The following is a 15,168-nucleotide window of genomic DNA, read 5'->3' as shown; positions in this document are numbered from 1 at the left end:
GCATGGTCAGGCGGTCGGGGCCCATGCCAAAGGCAAAGCCGATGTATTTTTCGGGATCAAGGCCCATGTTGCGCACCACATTGGGATGCACCTGTCCGGCACCTGACACTTCCAGCCAGCGGCCAGCCAGCGGGCCGCTCTGGAACTGGATGTCGATCTCGGCCGAAGGTTCGGTGAACGGGAAGAAACTGGGGCGGAAGCGCAGCACCAGATCGTCCTGCTCGAAGAACGTCTTGCAGAAATCGGTGAACACCACCTTCAGATCCTTGAAGCTGACGTTCTCGCCGATCCACAGGCCTTCGCACTGGTGGAACATGGGCGAGTGGGTGGCATCGCTGTCCACGCGGTAGGTGCGGCCCGGCGCGATCACGCGGATCTCCGGCATCGTCTGGCCTGCGTCGATCAGGTTGCGGTATTTCTTCACATGCTGCACGGCATGACGCACCTGCATGGGGCTTGTGTGCGTGCGCAGCAGATTGGGCGCGTGCTGCGTGCCGCCTTCAACGTAGAAGGTGTCGTGCATGGAGCGCGCGGGATGGTCTTCCGGCGTGTTGAGCGCCGTGAAGTTGAACCAGTCGGATTCGATCTCCGGGCCTTCTGCCACATCGAAGCCCATAGACCCGAAGATACCTTCGATACGCTCCAGCGTCAGCGACACGGGGTGCAGTCCGCCTGCGCCACGGCGGCGGCCGGGCAGCGTCACATCCAGCACTTCGGCTTTCAGGTGTGCCTGCAGCTCGGCATCTGCAAGGGCCTTGCGGCGGGCCGTGAGAAGCGACTCGATGGCTTGCTTGGCCACATTGATCGCCGCACCGCGCGACTTTTTCTCTTCGACGGAAAGCTGCGCCATGCCCTTCATGAGCTCGGTCATCTTGCCCGACTTGCCCAGAAACTGCGCCTTGGCATTTTCCAGATCAGCGGGGGTATGGGCCTGCGCAAACAGTTGCTGCGCGCTCTCGACCAGAGAATCCAACTCGTTCATATCGACTCTTTATCGATTCTTAAAAAGAAACAAGGGCTAGTGCCTTTTCAAGCCCTAGCCCTTGCTGTGTATGCACCAGCAGCTACTGAATCAGGAGTAACTACTGATCGTGACCTCAGGCAGCCAGCTTGGCCTTGACTTGGTCGACGATAGCTGCAAAAGCAGCCTTGTCGTGCACGGCGATATCGGCCAGCATCTTGCGGTCGATTTCAATTGCAGCCTTCTTCAGGCCGTTGGCGAATTGGCTGTAGGTCAGGCCCAGTTCACGTGCAGCAGCATTGATACGAGAGATCCACAGTTGGCGGAACACGCGCTTCTTGTTGCGACGGTCACGGTAGGCATACTGACCAGCCTTCATGACGGCTTGCTTGGCAACGCGGAATACGTTACCACGGCGGCCGCGGAAACCCTTAGCAAGGGCCAGAACTTTTTTGTGGCGGGCGCGAGCCGTTACACCACGTTTGACGCGAGGCATGTGTTTTCTCCTTGTTCGTCAGTGAATTACAGGCCAGCCATCGGCAGCATTTGTGCGATAGAGCCCATGTTGGTCTCATGCACAGTCACTGCACCACGCAGGTGACGCTTGTTCTTGGTGGTCTTCTTGGTCAAGATGTGACGCTTGAAGGCTTGACCGCGCTTGACGGTGCCACCTGGACGAACGCGAAAACGCTTCTTCGCGCTGCTCTTGGTCTTCATTTTGGGCATGTGAATGCTCCTTATGGATTGTGCTCGTGAGGCGTTCAGACCACTTGGCTGAACTTGTTGGCCCCGAGCCACTTTTGCGACAGACCGGAAACCCTATCTATCGAAGAAAAGCCACTGCCAATACGAACAGCGGCCCAGATTCTGAACCCCTGCAGCACAGGCAATTGCCCTTCATAAAAACCGAAGGCGGCTATGCGCCGCCATCGGAATTCAGTATTTTATGCGATTTTTCAAGCCGCTGCCACTGGCGCCTTATCACCTTCGGCAGTTTTACCACCAGCAGCACCTGGTTTTTTGCGCGCAGGCGCCACCATCATGATCATCTGGCGACCTTCCAGCTTGGGGAATTGCTCCACCTGGATGGTATCGGCCAGCTCATCACGGATGCGGTTGAGCAGATCCATGCCGAGGTTCTGGTGAGTAATTTCACGGCCACGGAACCGCAAGGTCACCTTGACCTTGTCGCCTTCCGCCAAGAAACGCTTGATATTGCGCATCTTGACGTTGTAGTCGCCATCATCGGTACCGGGACGGAACTTGACTTCCTTGATATCGATGACGGTCTGCTTGGCCTTGGCTTCTGCCGCCTTCTTCTGTTCCTGGTACTTGAACTTGCCGTAGTCCATCAGGCGGCACACCGGCGGCACAGCCGTGGCGGCAATCTCGACCAGGTCAACGTCCAGCTCGCCCGCCATGCGCAACGCTTCCAGCACAGGCACGATACCCAGAGGTTCATTGTTAGGACCGGACAGACGCACTTCAGGAGCCTGGATCTCACGATTCAGACGGTGTTTGCGCTCTTCACGGTGGCGGCGATCACGAAATTCAGTAGCTATGGCTTTCACCCTAAAAATTTAAAAGCTACGACAGCGTAGCTGCTCAAAGCACAGTCCACGCTGTCCAAAGCTCATCTACCAGAGGGTTTTATGCTTTAGAGGCAATGTCCTTGGCGATCAGTTCTGCGAACGCATCGACGGACATCACACCGAGGTCTTTGCCGCCTCGGGCGCGCACTGCTACGGCTCCAGCTGCCTTTTCCTTGTCGCCCGCGACGAGAATATAGGGCAGCTTTTGCAACGAATGCTCCCGTATTTTATACGTAATCTTCTCGTTGCGCAGGTCGGTAACCACACGCAACCCTTGGTGCGGCAAGGCCTTACGCAATTTGTCGGCAACCTCCTTCACATATTCCGCCTGCGCGTCGGTGATGTTGAGGATCGCAACCTGGGTAGGAGCCAGCCAGGTGGGCAGCGCGCCGGCGTGCTGCTCGATCAGGATGCCGATGAAGCGTTCGAGCGAGCCCACGATGGCGCGGTGCAGCATGATGGGGCGATGGCGCTCGCCATCTTCGCCGACAAATTCCGCGTCCAGGCGCTCCGGCAGGTTCGGGTCCACCTGGATGGTGCCGCACTGCCATTCACGCCCCAGTGCATCCTTGAGGGTGTACTCGATCTTGGGACCGTAGAAGGCGCCTTCGCCAGGCAGGTACTCGAAATCACAGCCGGATGCACGCAGGCCTTCGGCAAGCGCAGCTTCCGCCTTGTCCCAGCTCTCTTCCGTGCCGATGCGCTTTTCAGGGCGGGTGGACAGACGGTAGAGGATGTTGGTGAAGCCGAAATCCGCATAGACCTTCTGCAGCAGCGCAGTAAAGGCGGTCACTTCGGCCTGGATCTGCTCGGGCAGGCAGAAGATGTGGCCGTCATCCTGCGTGAAGGCGCGCACGCGCATGATGCCGTGCAGCGAACCGGTGGGCTCGTTGCGGTGGCAGTTGCCGAATTCACCAAAGCGCAACGGCAGATCGCGGTAGCTCTTGATGCCTTGCTTGAAGATCAGGATGTGGCCCGGGCAATTCATCGGCTTGAGCGCGTACTCACGCTTTTCCGATTCGGTGGTGAACATGTTTTCGCGGTACTTGTCCCAGTGGCCGGTCTTCTCCCACAGGGTCTTGTCCAGAATCTGCGGTGCTTTCACTTCCTGGTAGCCGTTGTCGCGGTAGACCTGGCGCATGTACTGCTCCACCTCCTGCCAGATCGTCCAGCCCTTGGGATGCCAGAACACGGTGCCGGGCGAGTGCTCGTCGATGTGGAACAGATCCAACTCGCGGCCGAGCTTGCGGTGGTCGCGCTTTTCCGCCTCTTCCAGCATGGTGAGGTATTGCTGCAACTCGTCCTTGCTGGCCCAGGCCGTGCCGTAGATGCGCTGCAGCATCTCGTTGTTGTGGTCGCCGCGCCAATAGGCGCCAGCCACCTTCATCAGCTTGAAATGCTTGAGCTTGCCGGTGCTGGGAACGTGGGGGCCGCGGCACAGGTCTTCAAAGTTGCCTTCACGGTACAGGCTCACGTCCTCATTGCTGGGGATGCTGGCGATGATCTCGGCCTTGTAGTCTTCGCCGAGGCCCTTGAAGTAGGCCACGGCTTCGTCGCGCGGCAACACGCGGCGCACCACGGGCTCATCCTTGTTGGCGAGTTCGGTCATGCGCTTTTCGATGGCAGCCAGATCTTCGGGGGTGAAGGGGCGCTTGTAGGCAAAGTCGTAGTAGAAGCCGTTTTCGATCACCGGGCCGATGGTGACCTGCGCCTCGGGAAACAGCTCCTTGACGGCATAGGCCAGCAAGTGGGCGGTGGAGTGGCGGATCACTTCCAGGCCGTCCTTGTCCTTGGCGGTGATGATGGCGAGCGGCGCGTCCTGCTCGATCACATGGCTGGTGTCCACCACCTTGGCGTTATCGCCAATGCCGACCTTGCCCGCCAGCGCGGCCTTGGCCAGGCCCGCGCCAATCGATGCCGCGACATCGGCCACCGATACCGGGCCGGGATAGTCGCGCTTGGAGCCGTCGGGGAGCGTAATTTGAACCATAAGAATTCCTGAAATCGTGGTATTGGATGAGCTGATGCAAATCCGCGCAGCGCAAAAAACAAAAAGCGCGGAGCCGGTCCGCGCTTTGAAAGGATGAGGAGGAAGACGATGACAATCGTGCAGGCGCGAACCACCGGCCTTAGCGGCCAGTCAAACCTCCAGGGGTCGTCGTTCGCGGTGTCATAACCGAATGTGCCTTTCTCGCTCTTGTGCAGGGTTGAAACTGATAAACATCGTTATTTTCCCACACTCTGATGCAATCTGCCGCTGTTGTGGCAATCCGCAACGCCACAAGCTTGCCATAATGAAAACGATAGCAGACCCTGACGATTTGATATGCCCTGTCGCACCGCCCGATCTGTAGGAATTTCCGCGTGCCTGACTGCGTTATTGTTGCTGGCAGGCTGCAGCAGTGCGCCCGCCCCGCGCGGCAAGGTGCCAGACCGCGACATGGAAGCTAAGGAATGGGGGCAGTCCGACGTCAACCGCATGGCCACGCTCAGCATGCAGGCCAACCTGCAGAGTCTCTACACCCTGATGGACAAGCTTTACCGCCGCAATCCACAGGAATGGCGCAAGGGCGGCTTTGACAGCCGCGAGCAGGCCATGAAGGCCGTCAAGGAGGCCGTTGAGAAACAGCAACCCTGGCCCGACCTGATGGACCAGCGCGACATCCAGGGCATGAGCATGGCGCTGGCGCCCGAGTTTTCCAGCGACCGCGTGGCCGCCTTTACCTGGGCCACGGCCGACATGCTGATCACCGCCTACGGAGGCCGCACCACGCTGTATCTCATCCATGGCCTCGATGCGCAGACGGTCTACAACGCCTCGCGCAACCTGGAAATCGCCAACTGGATGCTCACCCACCGCAAACTTGCCAATGGCCAGCCCATGCTGCTGACCAACGAGATCAACACCAGCGAGCGCAACCTGAGCTTCGAGCGCGAGTTCGGCAAGATGATTGCGCGCAACGATCTGATGGCCGATGTAGTGTCCGAGAAATACCGCCGCGCCGTGATCGGCTATGTGCAGGGTCTGGCTGGCGGCAGCCTGCTGCAGTTTTTGCCGGTGCAGGCGGTGGCGCACTAGACAACACCCCTGCCAACGAAGCCAGGGCGCACCAAGGGCTGCGCGTTGCGCTCTAATGCACACCCCACCACCAAGGCTTCGCGATCCTCCTACACTCGGTCACTTGCGATTTAACTCTCGAGTGACTGCGTATGAATACCCGTTCCTGGCTGGAAAAGCTGGTGGCCTTCGACACCACCAGCCGCAACTCCAACCTTGCCCTGATCGAAACCGTGCGCGATGCGCTGGCCGGGCAAGGCCTCAAGGTGGAGCTGATCCATTCGCCCGAAGGCGACAAAGCCAACCTGTTTGCCACCCTGCCCGCCAATGACGGCAGCACCCAGGGCGGCATCGTGCTGTCGGGGCACACCGATGTCGTGCCGGTCGATGGCCAGCAATGGGACACCAACCCATTCGCGCTGACCGAAAAGGATGGCAAGCTCTTTGGCCGCGGCAGCGCGGACATGAAGGGCTACATTGCCGCATCGATTGCGCTGGTGCCTGAATTCATCGCCATGCCGCGCAAGAAGCCGCTGCACATTGCTTTGTCGTACGACGAAGAAGTGGGCTGCGCCGGCGCGCCGGTGATGCTGCGCGCCCTGCAGGCGCGCGGCCAGGTGGCCGATGGCTGCGTGGTGGGCGAGCCCACCAGCATGCAGGTGGTGGTGGCGCACAAGGGCATCAACCTGTACCGCTGCAGGGTGCATGGCAAGGCCGCGCATTCGTCGCTCACGCCCAAGGGCTGCAACGCCATCGAGTACGCCGCACGGCTGATCTGCCATATCCGCGATGTGGCAGACCAGTTCAAGGCCAATGGTCCGTACGACGAGTTCTACGATGTGCCCTTCACCACGATGACGACCAACCAGATCTCTGGCGGCATCGCGGTTAACACCATTCCCGAGCTGTGCGAATTCAACTACGAATTCCGTAACCTGCCAGGCATGACGGCAGAGAGCATCCAGGCCAAGGTCGAAAGCTACGTGCGCGACGAACTCCTGCCGCGCATGCAGCGCGAGTTTGCCGATGCCCGCATCGACATCGAAACCGGCCCCTACGCCCCGCCGCTGGAAGCGAGCGAGCAGGCGGCCATCACAGCCCTGGTGCGCGCACTGACTGCCGACCGTGCCACGCGCAAGGTGGCCTATGGCACCGAAGCGGGCCTGTTCCAGAATGTGGGCATCCCCACTGTGGTGTGCGGCCCGGGCAATATCGAGCAGGCCCACAAGCCCAACGAGTTTGTCGAGATCAGCCAGCTTGAAGCCTGCGAGCGCTTCCTGCGCAAGCTCGGGCAATCGCTGTAAAACCGGCCATCTGCATCCAGCGCCCAGCCCGCCCAGGGGTGGGCGTTGTTTTTATGGCCCTGCCTTTGCCCGTCGCCCGGTTTTCGAGAAATTTGCTTCGGCGCCCACCGATAAAGCGCCAGCAGCTTCATATTTAATAGCATTATCCTCTCAGAGGCTCAGTCCGGTGATCAACCGTCTGCAAGCCACGTACCATCTCGCCCATGAGCACCCAATACGAAGCCCTCAAAAACGCCGACCTGTACTCCACCGCTTTTCGCGTGGAGCCGCCTGCCGAGCTGGGCGAGCGCAAGATGACGCCGCGCAGGCCAGGTTTTTTCATCACCCGCAGCCTCAGCGGCGCAACCGATGCACAAAGGGCTGCACTCAAAACTGCTGCAGCCAGCCAGGCCAAGGCGCCAGCGGAAAACCAGGCACCGGACGGCAGTGCGCCCGCCCCGGCCACAGAGCCCGCCTCCACACCGCGCCTGCTGGTACCCGCGCAATGGGGGCTGGTGCCGCACTGGGTCAAGTCCGCATCCGACGGCAAGCTGCGCGCGACCAAGCTCGTTCACGTCAAATCCGACAACGTAGGCACCAGCACCGCCTTTCGGGATGCCTGGCTGAACAACCAGCGCTGCATCGTGCCCATGCAGGCCTTCATCACCGACGACTACCGCAGCGGCGGCAAGCCCAAGCCCACGCGCATTGCCCGCGTCGATGGCCTGCCCATGGGCGTGGCAGGCATCTGGGCGCGCTGGCAGGACGAGGACGGCAGCGAACTGCTGAGCTACGCCATCATCACCATCAATGCCAATGCGCACGGCCTGATGAACCGCTACCAGGCACCCGGCAGCGAAAAGAGCATGCCCGCCATCCTGAACGAAGGCGCCTACGACGCCTGGCTGGGCTCCTCCGCCGCCAAGGCCAAGGAGTTCTTGCGCGCTTACCCGGCGCAGAAGCTGCTGGCCAATCCGGTGGAAAAGGGCCGCAAGAATCCGCTGGGGATCTGATTTGCTAGCAGGAAGCGCGCAGCCCGGTAGTGCTTCCAGCCAAAAACCATTGACACATCTTGGCGGGCAACCACTTTCTGCCCTCTTTTAAAGGTGCTCTTTCCATTGAGCTACACCCACTACCCACGCGGATGGTGCTGCCCGTGCAGCACCTTGAGCCGCTCGCGGGCCACATGGGTGTAGATCGTGGTGGTCGATATGTCAGCGTGGCCCAGCAAGAGCTGCACCACACGCAGGTCAGCTCCGTGGTTGAGCAGATGGGTGGCGAAGGCGTGGCGCAAGGTGTGGGGTGACAACGGCGCCGTGATGCCTGCCAGTTGGGCGTATTTCTTGACGATCATCCAGAACGCCACGCGCGTCATGCCGCTGCCGCGCTGGGTCACAAACAGATCAGGGCTTTGGCGCCCTGCCAGTATCACGGGCCTGCTATCGCTCAGATAGCGCTCCAGCCATTGCTGTGCGACCTGCCCGAACGGCACGAGCCGCTCCTTGCTGCCTTTGCCCATCACGCGCAGCACGCCTTCGGCCAGGCCTACCTGCACGCTTTGCAGCCCCACCAGCTCCGACACACGCAGGCCGCTGGCATACATCAGCTCCAGCATGGCGCGATCGCGAAGGCCCAGGGGGCTGCCATCGTCCGGCGCTTCCAGCAAGGCTTCGACCATTTGCGGCGTGAGGGTCTTTGGTACGCGCGGCGGCTGCCTGGCAGCCAGCATGCGGATGGTGGGGTCGGCTGTGATGAGCTGCTCGCGCAGCGCCCAGTGGAAGAACCGCCGCAACACCGTCAGGCGCCGGTTAGCCGTGGTGGCCTTGTCCCCTATCTTGGCGGCAAAGAAAGCCTGCAGCTGCGCTTCGCTGCTGTGCTCCATGGCCGTGCCGGAGTGTTCTTGCACCAGCCATTGGCCGTACAGCGTGAGGTCTCGGCGGTAGGCGGCCAGTGTGTTGCGCGCCAGTCCGTCTTCCAGCCATACGGCGTCTATGAAGCGGTCTATCGCCGGGTGCAGTGACGCTGCGGGTTTGCTGGGAGTGTTGCGCGTGCGATTGACGGGAGCCATGTCCCATCATGGCATGAAATAAAGCGCCCCCCCCCTGTCTGCCTGCGACGCTCCGGTCACCATTCCTGGGAGAGCATTTTTATTGCGATGCGGCCCTGCAACAAAAAAGCCGCCGGCTTGCGCGGGCGGCTTGGTGGGCGCAGATGCCGGAATCAATCCAGCTTCAGATCCTGCTTTTTCACCACGTCCTTGTAGACGGCGAATTCGGCCTTGATCTGCTCGGCAAACTCGGCAGGCGTGTTGCCGACCACCAGCGATCCGGTGTCCTCGATGCGCTTTTTGACAGCCGGGTCGGCCAGCACCTTCTTGGTGGCGGCGTTGATGCGGTCCACCACATCCTTGGGCAGATCTTTCGGGCCCAGGATGCCATAGAAGGCCATGCGGTTCACGGGCTCCAGACCCACTTCCTTGAAGGTGGGCACATTGGGCAGCACGGCCAGGCGCTCAGGCGCGGCCACGACGATGGGCACCAGGCGGTTGTCCTTCACGAAAGGCAGGGTCGACGGCAGATTGTCCAGAATCATGTTGACTTGGCCCGCCACGGTGTCGTTGAGCGCAGGGCCCGCGCCACGGTAGGCGATGTGGGTCATCTGGATACCAGACAGGCTCTTGTAGAGCTCCATCAGCATGTGCTGGATGCCGCCGGTGCCGGAAGACGAGTAGGCGTACTTGTTGGGGTTCTTCTTGAGCTCCGCCTCAAACGCCTTGTAATCCTTGGCAGGGAACTTGGGGTTCACCGCAATGATGTTGGGCGTGGCAGCCACGTTGATGATGGGCGTGAAGTCCTTGATCGGATCGTAGGATATCTTGGGATTGATGGCGGGATTGGTTGCCACCGTGGAGACGGTGGCAATGCCCAGGGTGTAGCCATCAGCGGCGGCGCGTACGGTTTCCACCGCGCCAATGGTACCGCCTGCACCGCCCTTGTTGTCCACCACCACGGGCTGGCCCAGTTCCTTGCCCAGCGGATCGGCGATGACGCGGGCGATGATGTCGGTGGTGCCACCTGCAGCAAATGGAACGATCAGGCGGATGGGCTTGTTAGGATATTTGGAATCCGCCAGAGCGCCCGCGCTGAAGGTGGCTGCAGCAGCAGCGATCAGGGTCAGGCCCACAATAGAGCGACGTTGCATGAAAAATCTCCTCTTTGAAGTAGTGCAGCCACACCTGCAATGCGAACGGATGGTCCGCATTCCGGGCAGCTGCGCAATGCTGTTTGGCACAGCGCGTTTTATACCGGATAAATGCTGCCGCAACGATGCCGATATCACACCAAAAGATGGTGATTTGCCCTAAGCAAGCAGTCGAATCGGCAGCAACCCCCCCCCTTGCCACACTCACCACTGCAGGCAGAAATTGCCTTTCATGAAAAAAGCGGCGGGTGTCGCCACCAGCCGCTTTGTTCAGGTTGACAGGTATCGGCAATCAGTCGAGCTTGAGGCCCTGCTTGTCCACCACGGCCTTGTAGGCGGCGTATTCGTCCTTCATCTGCTGGGCAAACTGCTCGGGCGTGTTGCCCAGGATGACCGAGCCGGTTTCGGCAATGCGCTTTTGCACGTTCGGGTCCTCCAGGGCCTTGCGGGTGGCCGCGTTCACCTTGTCGACAATGTCCTTGGGCAGGTTCTTGGGACCCACGATCCCGTAGTAGGCCGAGCGGTTCACCACGGGTGTGCCCACTTCCGCAAAGGTGGGAATGTCGTCCATGCCCGCCACGCGGCTGGGCGCAGCCACCACGATGGCGCGCAGGCGCTTGTCCTTGATGAAGGGGTAGGCCGACGGCAGATTGTCAAAGATCATATTGACCTGGCCTGCCACCGTGTCGTTCAACGCTGGGCCGCCGCCACGGTACGGAATGTGCACGACGCTCACGCCCGTCTCGGCCTTGAGCATTTCCATCAGCAGGTGGGCAATGCTGCCGGGGCCGGGCGTGGCGTAGGAATACTTGCCGGGATTCTTCTTGAGTTCGGCAATGAATTCCTTGTAGTTGTTGGCCGGAAAGCTCGGGTGCACGGCAATCACGTTGGGCGTGGCAGCCACATTGATGATGGGCGTGAAATCGCGCTGCACGTTGTACGGCATCTTGGCGTTGATGGCCGGGTTCGTCGCCGTGGTCGATACCGTGGCAATGCTCAGGGTGTAGCCGTCGGAAGCGGCGCGTGCAGCTTCCGCAGCACCTACGGTACCGCCACCGCCACTCTTGTTGTCCACCACCACGGGCTGGCCCAGGGCCTTGGCCAGCGGCTCGGAGATGACGCGGGCAATGATGTCGGTGGTGCCGCCTGCAGCAAACGGCACGATCAGGCGGATGGGTTTGGTCGGATAGGCGTCTGCGGCGATGGCGCCGGTGGTGGCTCCCAAAGCCAGTGCCATGGCCAGGCACAGTCGGCGGTTGATCATTTCTTTCGGTCTCCTGGGCTGGCCATCTTTGGGCTCTGCACGCCCGGGCCAGGTTCAATACAGCGCAAAAGGAACTGCCTGCGCAGCCCCATTCGCATTCGTAGCGCAATGCTAGCGGCATTGGCTGGCCATTTCGGGTTCCAGGCAAGGCTCGCGGGCCAGTGTTTTCCCGTAGCTGTGCACGAAACCTGCGCCTGGTTTGACTTGAAGCCACCGCCAGCCTCCAGCCAATGCGACAGCCCGGGCGTTGCGCCCGCACCCGATCCGCTATGCTTGCGGGCGTGAATTACGCCCAACTGCTTTTCCCCGATTTCTCGCTGATCCTCATCGGCTATCTGGTGTGCCGCTACACGGCGCTGAACCGGTCCGTATGGCAGCCGGTGGAAGGCCTGGTGTACTACTTCCTGTTCCCCACCCTGCTGTTCTATTCGATCATCCGCAGCCCGATCGACTGGCAGGGCACCTCCAGCCTGATGCTGGCCGGAATCGGCACGGGCCTGAGCGCCGTGCTGCTGACCTATACCCTGCCGCGCTGGCCCTTCGTCGGCAAACGGGTCAATGCGCGCGACGCCGCCGCCAGCGCGCAGGTGGCGTTCCGCTTCAACTCCTTCATTGGCCTGGCGCTGGCCGAACGTCTGGCGGGCCCCCAGGGCCTGCAGCTGATATCGGTGCTGATCGGTGTGTGCGTGCCCATGTTCAACATTGCGGCCGTCTACCCCATGGCCCGGGGCTCGCAAGCTGGTTTTGTGCGCGAACTGCTGCGCAACCCGCTGATCGTGGCCACGCTCGCCGCGCTCATCTGCAACCTGCTGGGCCTGCGGCTGCCGTCCGTGGTGGAGCCTACCGTGGCCCGCATCGGCCAGGCGTCCATCGTGCTGGGGCTCATGTCTGCCGGTGCCGGCATGCAACTGGGGCTGCTTGCGCAAGGCAAGCTGCTGAGTACATCGGTGCTCGCCATCCGCCACTTCGTCACACCGCTGATCGCGCTGTGCGCCGCGCACTGGCTGCGGCTGTCGCCGCAGCAGGCATCCATTCTGTTGATCTTTTCCGCCCTGCCTACCGCATCGACCTGCTACGTGCTGGCCGCACGCATGGGCTATAACGGTGCCTACGTTGCCGGGCTGGTGACTTTGTCCACCATCTGCGGCATTGCGAGCCTGCCTTTTGCATTGAGCCTGCTCGACTGGTGGCCAATTTAACCCCTCGCAAGGAAATCAGCGCGTGCTTACCGCTGTATCTGCACCATGAAGACCCTGCCCGACGTCAACCGCCGCCATGCCATACAGCGCCTATTAGCTATCACAAGCATAGCCAACAGCGCTTTGTGGATTAGCGCCTGCAGCAGAAAACCGCCCAAGGCCGCAGCCATTCCTCCGGGTGCCACGGTGCTGGCGCTGGGTGACTCATTGACCCAAGGGGTCGGCGCCTCGGCGGCGCAGGCCTACCCGGCCCTGCTGGCCGAGCGCACGGGCTGGAAGGTCGTCAACGCCGGGGTCTCTGGCGAAACCAGCAGCCAGATTGCAGCACGCCTGCCCGAGTTGCTGCAAACGCGACAGCCTGCGCTGGTGATCCTGTGCGCGGGCGGCAACGACTAGCTGCGCCGCAACAGCGCGCAGGCGGCGCAGGCCGAAATCGCCCGCATGCTGCAGTTGTGCAAAAGCCAGGGCGTGCCAGTGCTGCTGGTGGCGGTGCCCGAGCTGAACCTGACCGCCGCCCTCACCGGCCGCATGAGGGACCACCCCATCTACGAAGCGCTGGCCAAGGACGAGAAGGTGCCGCTGCTGGCGGACGCCTGGAGCGAGGTGCTGGGCGATGACGCGCTGCGCGCCGACCAGGTGCATGCCAATGCCGCCGGCTATGCGCGGTTTACCGGATTGCTGCAGGCACAGTTGAAGGCATCGGGTTTCCTGCCTTCCTGAATCCCAGTTTCAAATTGCTACTTACTTGATAGCAAAATGCGCTTGATGGACGTGCGCTACACCTTGTCCTGGCTTAAACCCCAGGCCACATGCTCACGGACCAGAGCGCTGGCGTCGTCGGCCCGCGCAGCCAGGGCCCGGGCATAACGCGCATCGCCGGTTGCACGCCAGGCATTGCCCAGGGCCACAGCCACATTGCGCAGCCAGCGTTCGTGCCCGATGCGGCGGATGGGACTGCCTTCGGTAATGCGCAGGAATGTGGCCTCGTCCCAGGCAAACAGGTGCGGCAGTTGCTGATCGAGCAATGCGCCGCGCGCATCGAAATCGGGAAGGCTGGCGCGCTGGGCAAACTTGTTCCATGGGCAGGCCAGCTGGCAGTCGTCGCAGCCGTAGATGCGGTTTCCGATGGCCGCGCGAAACTCCTCAGGGATAGCGCCATGCAGCTCGATGGTCAGGTACGAGATGCAGCGGCGCGCATCGACCGAATGCGGCTCCACGATGGCCCCGGTCGGGCAGGCATCGATGCAGGCGCTGCACTGGCCGCAGTGCGGTGTCACCGCTTCGGTGGGCGGCAGCGCCAGATCGACAAAGATTTCACCCAGAAAGAACATCGACCCGGCGTCGCGGCTCAGCACCAACGTGTGCTTGCCACGCCAACCCTGGCCGCTGCGGCTGGCAAGCTCGGCCTCCAGCACGGGGGCGGAATCGGTGAAGGCGCGGTGCTGCATGGCACCCACCGCCGCATCGATGCGCTCGGCCAGCTTCTGCAGCCGGTTGCGCAGCACCTTGTGGTAATCGCGCCCCCGGGCATAGATGCTCACCACGCCCTCGCCAGAGCGGGCCTGGCGTTGCCATTCAATCTGTTGCCAGCCATCGGGCGTGCCCTGCGGTAGATAATCCATGCGCGCGGTGATGACGCTGACGGTGCCCGGCACCAGCTCGGCCGGTCGTGCGCGCTTCAACCCATGCGCGGCCATGTAGGCCATCTCGCCATGGAAACCTTTTTGCAACCACTGCATCAATCCGGGTTCAGCAGCCGACAAATCCACGCCGGCCACGCCGATTTGGGAGAATCCCAGCTCGCGCGCCCATCCGTCGATCTGCTCGAGCAGCTGTTGATTGGCCTGTTCCATGACTTTCCACATTTCCCCGATGGACGCAAATTCGAATCAAGCAAGACATTTCACGGAGGAAGATGCCTGTTGGGCATCCTTTTTTGCGCAAGTCCTGGTTTCCATGGGTCATCATTGTAAAAAATTTCAAATCACTGGATCGCCAGCATGAGCACCGACACCATCGCCAGCCCCCGCTTTCCCAGCCATGTATGTGTCTGGCGTGACGAATCCGATACCGCCGCCTTTGCACAGATGCTGGCTGCGCAGCCAGCCCTTGCCAACGCCTACATCACCCTCCACGGCGACCTGGGCGCGGGCAAGACCACGCTGGTGCGCCACTTGCTGCGGGCGCTGGGGGTGCAGGGCCGCATCAAAAGCCCGACCTATGCCGTGGTGGAGCCGCATGAAGGCGCAGGCTTTTCCATCTCGCACTTCGACTTCTACCGGTTCGACGATCCCCGCGAGTGGGAGGATGCGGGCTTTCGGGATATTTTTGCAAGCCCTGGCCTGAAAGTGGCAGAATGGCCGGAAAAGGCTGCAGCGGTAACGCCTATTGCAGATGTAGCTATCAGTATTGAAGCGATTGATGAATCAGAAAGGCGTGTGACGCTGCAAGCGAACACCGCCACTGGCGCATCCATTCTCCAAGGGTTTTCAGCGTGAGCGACACCCCAAAATTTCTCCCGACTCCATCCCTGTCCGCCAGTCCTCTCCACCATGATGTGGGAGGCAATGCTGCCTATGACACCGCCGTGTCGCACGGAACGGCGCGACG

The 15,168-nt window shown here is 61.4% G+C and carries 17 protein-coding genes; 8 read left to right on the top strand and 9 right to left on the bottom strand.

Annotation, left to right across the window (positions count from 1 at the left end; all coding sequences use genetic code 11):
• The 5 genes from pheS to thrS all read right to left on the bottom strand — a co-directional run.
• On the bottom strand, nucleotides 1–982 hold a 982-nt coding region (gene pheS / locus ACH2DG_RS13120; RefSeq protein WP_395026655.1), incomplete at its 3' end, for a phenylalanine--tRNA ligase subunit alpha.
• Between the two features lie 115 nt (nucleotides 983–1,097).
• The gene (gene rplT, locus ACH2DG_RS13115; protein ID WP_395026653.1) at nucleotides 1,098–1,457 is read right to left on the bottom strand and encodes a 50S ribosomal protein L20; all 360 of its coding nucleotides are present in this window, start codon (nucleotides 1,455–1,457) and stop codon (nucleotides 1,098–1,100) included.
• A 26-nt stretch (nucleotides 1,458–1,483) separates the two neighbouring features.
• A complete protein-coding gene (rpmI, locus tag ACH2DG_RS13110) occupies nucleotides 1,484–1,687 on the bottom strand; it encodes a 50S ribosomal protein L35 (RefSeq protein ID WP_395026651.1) in 204 nt (67 codons plus the stop codon).
• 230 nt (nucleotides 1,688–1,917) lie between these two features.
• The gene (gene infC, locus ACH2DG_RS13105; RefSeq protein ID WP_224149702.1) at nucleotides 1,918–2,532 is read right to left on the bottom strand and encodes a translation initiation factor IF-3; all 615 of its coding nucleotides are present in this window, start codon (nucleotides 2,530–2,532) and stop codon (nucleotides 1,918–1,920) included.
• A 79-nt stretch (nucleotides 2,533–2,611) separates the two neighbouring features.
• Nucleotides 2,612–4,543 (bottom strand): threonine--tRNA ligase, encoded by a 1,932-nt coding sequence (thrS, locus tag ACH2DG_RS13100; RefSeq protein ID WP_224149703.1) that lies wholly within the window; start codon nucleotides 4,541–4,543, stop codon nucleotides 2,612–2,614.
• Nucleotides 4,544–4,993: 450 nt separating this feature from the next.
• Here thrS and ACH2DG_RS13095 point away from each other — a divergent pair, with 450 nt between their 5' ends.
• The 3 genes from ACH2DG_RS13095 (at nucleotide 4,994) to ACH2DG_RS13085 (ending at nucleotide 7,907) form a co-directional block, all read left to right on the top strand.
• Nucleotides 4,994–5,632 (top strand): hypothetical protein, encoded by a 639-nt coding sequence (locus tag ACH2DG_RS13095; protein WP_395026650.1) that lies wholly within the window; start codon nucleotides 4,994–4,996, stop codon nucleotides 5,630–5,632.
• 131 nt (nucleotides 5,633–5,763) lie between these two features.
• Nucleotides 5,764–6,915 carry an acetylornithine deacetylase gene (gene argE, locus ACH2DG_RS13090; RefSeq protein ID WP_395026649.1) on the top strand — a complete coding sequence of 384 codons (1,152 nt, stop codon included), beginning with the start codon at nucleotides 5,764–5,766 and terminating at the stop codon, nucleotides 6,913–6,915.
• A 203-nt stretch (nucleotides 6,916–7,118) separates the two neighbouring features.
• Nucleotides 7,119–7,907 (top strand): SOS response-associated peptidase, encoded by a 789-nt coding sequence (locus tag ACH2DG_RS13085; RefSeq protein WP_395026648.1) that lies wholly within the window; start codon nucleotides 7,119–7,121, stop codon nucleotides 7,905–7,907.
• A 119-nt stretch (nucleotides 7,908–8,026) separates the two neighbouring features.
• On the opposite strand, the gene xerD is transcribed toward ACH2DG_RS13085, so the two are convergent.
• Both xerD and ACH2DG_RS13075 read right to left on the bottom strand, forming a co-directional pair.
• A complete protein-coding gene (xerD, locus tag ACH2DG_RS13080) occupies nucleotides 8,027–8,962 on the bottom strand; it encodes a site-specific tyrosine recombinase XerD (protein WP_395026646.1) in 936 nt (311 codons plus the stop codon).
• Between the two features lie 152 nt (nucleotides 8,963–9,114).
• Nucleotides 9,115–10,095 (bottom strand): tripartite tricarboxylate transporter substrate binding protein BugE, encoded by a 981-nt coding sequence (locus ACH2DG_RS13075; RefSeq protein WP_395026645.1) that lies wholly within the window; start codon nucleotides 10,093–10,095, stop codon nucleotides 9,115–9,117.
• On the opposite strand from ACH2DG_RS13075, the gene ACH2DG_RS13070 reads away from it, so the two are divergent.
• On the top strand, nucleotides 10,094–10,258 hold the full coding sequence (locus tag ACH2DG_RS13070) for a hypothetical protein (protein ID WP_395026644.1): 165 nt from the start codon (nucleotides 10,094–10,096) through the stop codon (nucleotides 10,256–10,258). The genes ACH2DG_RS13075 and ACH2DG_RS13070 overlap by 2 nt on opposite strands.
• A 129-nt stretch (nucleotides 10,259–10,387) precedes the next feature.
• On the opposite strand, the gene ACH2DG_RS13065 is transcribed toward ACH2DG_RS13070, so the two are convergent.
• Nucleotides 10,388–11,359 carry a tripartite tricarboxylate transporter substrate binding protein BugE gene (locus tag ACH2DG_RS13065; protein WP_395026643.1) on the bottom strand — a complete coding sequence of 324 codons (972 nt, stop codon included), beginning with the start codon at nucleotides 11,357–11,359 and terminating at the stop codon, nucleotides 10,388–10,390.
• A 269-nt stretch (nucleotides 11,360–11,628) separates the two neighbouring features.
• Between ACH2DG_RS13065 and ACH2DG_RS13060 the strand changes: the two genes are divergently transcribed.
• The 3 genes from ACH2DG_RS13060 to ACH2DG_RS13050 are packed head-to-tail and all read left to right on the top strand — an operon-like array spanning nucleotide 11,629 to nucleotide 13,278.
• Nucleotides 11,629–12,558 (top strand): AEC family transporter, encoded by a 930-nt coding sequence (locus ACH2DG_RS13060; RefSeq protein ID WP_395026641.1) that lies wholly within the window; start codon nucleotides 11,629–11,631, stop codon nucleotides 12,556–12,558.
• A 45-nt stretch (nucleotides 12,559–12,603) separates the two neighbouring features.
• Nucleotides 12,604–12,954 carry a GDSL-type esterase/lipase family protein gene (locus ACH2DG_RS13055; protein WP_395026640.1) on the top strand — a complete coding sequence of 117 codons (351 nt, stop codon included), beginning with the start codon at nucleotides 12,604–12,606 and terminating at the stop codon, nucleotides 12,952–12,954.
• Between the two features lie 45 nt (nucleotides 12,955–12,999).
• Nucleotides 13,000–13,278 carry a hypothetical protein gene (locus ACH2DG_RS13050; RefSeq protein ID WP_395026639.1) on the top strand — a complete coding sequence of 93 codons (279 nt, stop codon included), beginning with the start codon at nucleotides 13,000–13,002 and terminating at the stop codon, nucleotides 13,276–13,278.
• 56 nt (nucleotides 13,279–13,334) lie between these two features.
• On the opposite strand, the gene queG is transcribed toward ACH2DG_RS13050, so the two are convergent.
• Nucleotides 13,335–14,411, bottom strand: coding sequence for a tRNA epoxyqueuosine(34) reductase QueG (gene queG, locus ACH2DG_RS13045; protein WP_395026638.1), 1,077 nt, complete (start codon nucleotides 14,409–14,411; stop codon nucleotides 13,335–13,337).
• A 147-nt stretch (nucleotides 14,412–14,558) separates the two neighbouring features.
• Between queG and tsaE the strand changes: the two genes are divergently transcribed.
• Nucleotides 14,559–15,056: a tRNA (adenosine(37)-N6)-threonylcarbamoyltransferase complex ATPase subunit type 1 TsaE gene (tsaE, locus tag ACH2DG_RS13040; protein ID WP_395026636.1), complete on the top strand. Its 498-nt coding sequence runs from the start codon at nucleotides 14,559–14,561 to the stop codon at nucleotides 15,054–15,056.
• The last annotated feature ends 112 nt before the right edge of the window (nucleotides 15,057–15,168 follow it).

This window comes from Comamonas odontotermitis, assembly GCF_040396735.1.
In the GTDB taxonomy this organism is placed as follows: domain Bacteria; phylum Pseudomonadota; class Gammaproteobacteria; order Burkholderiales; family Burkholderiaceae_C; genus Comamonas; species Comamonas odontotermitis_C.
The sequence above is the reverse complement of the archived record's forward strand: the minus strand, read 5'-3'. Positions and strand labels throughout refer to the sequence as shown.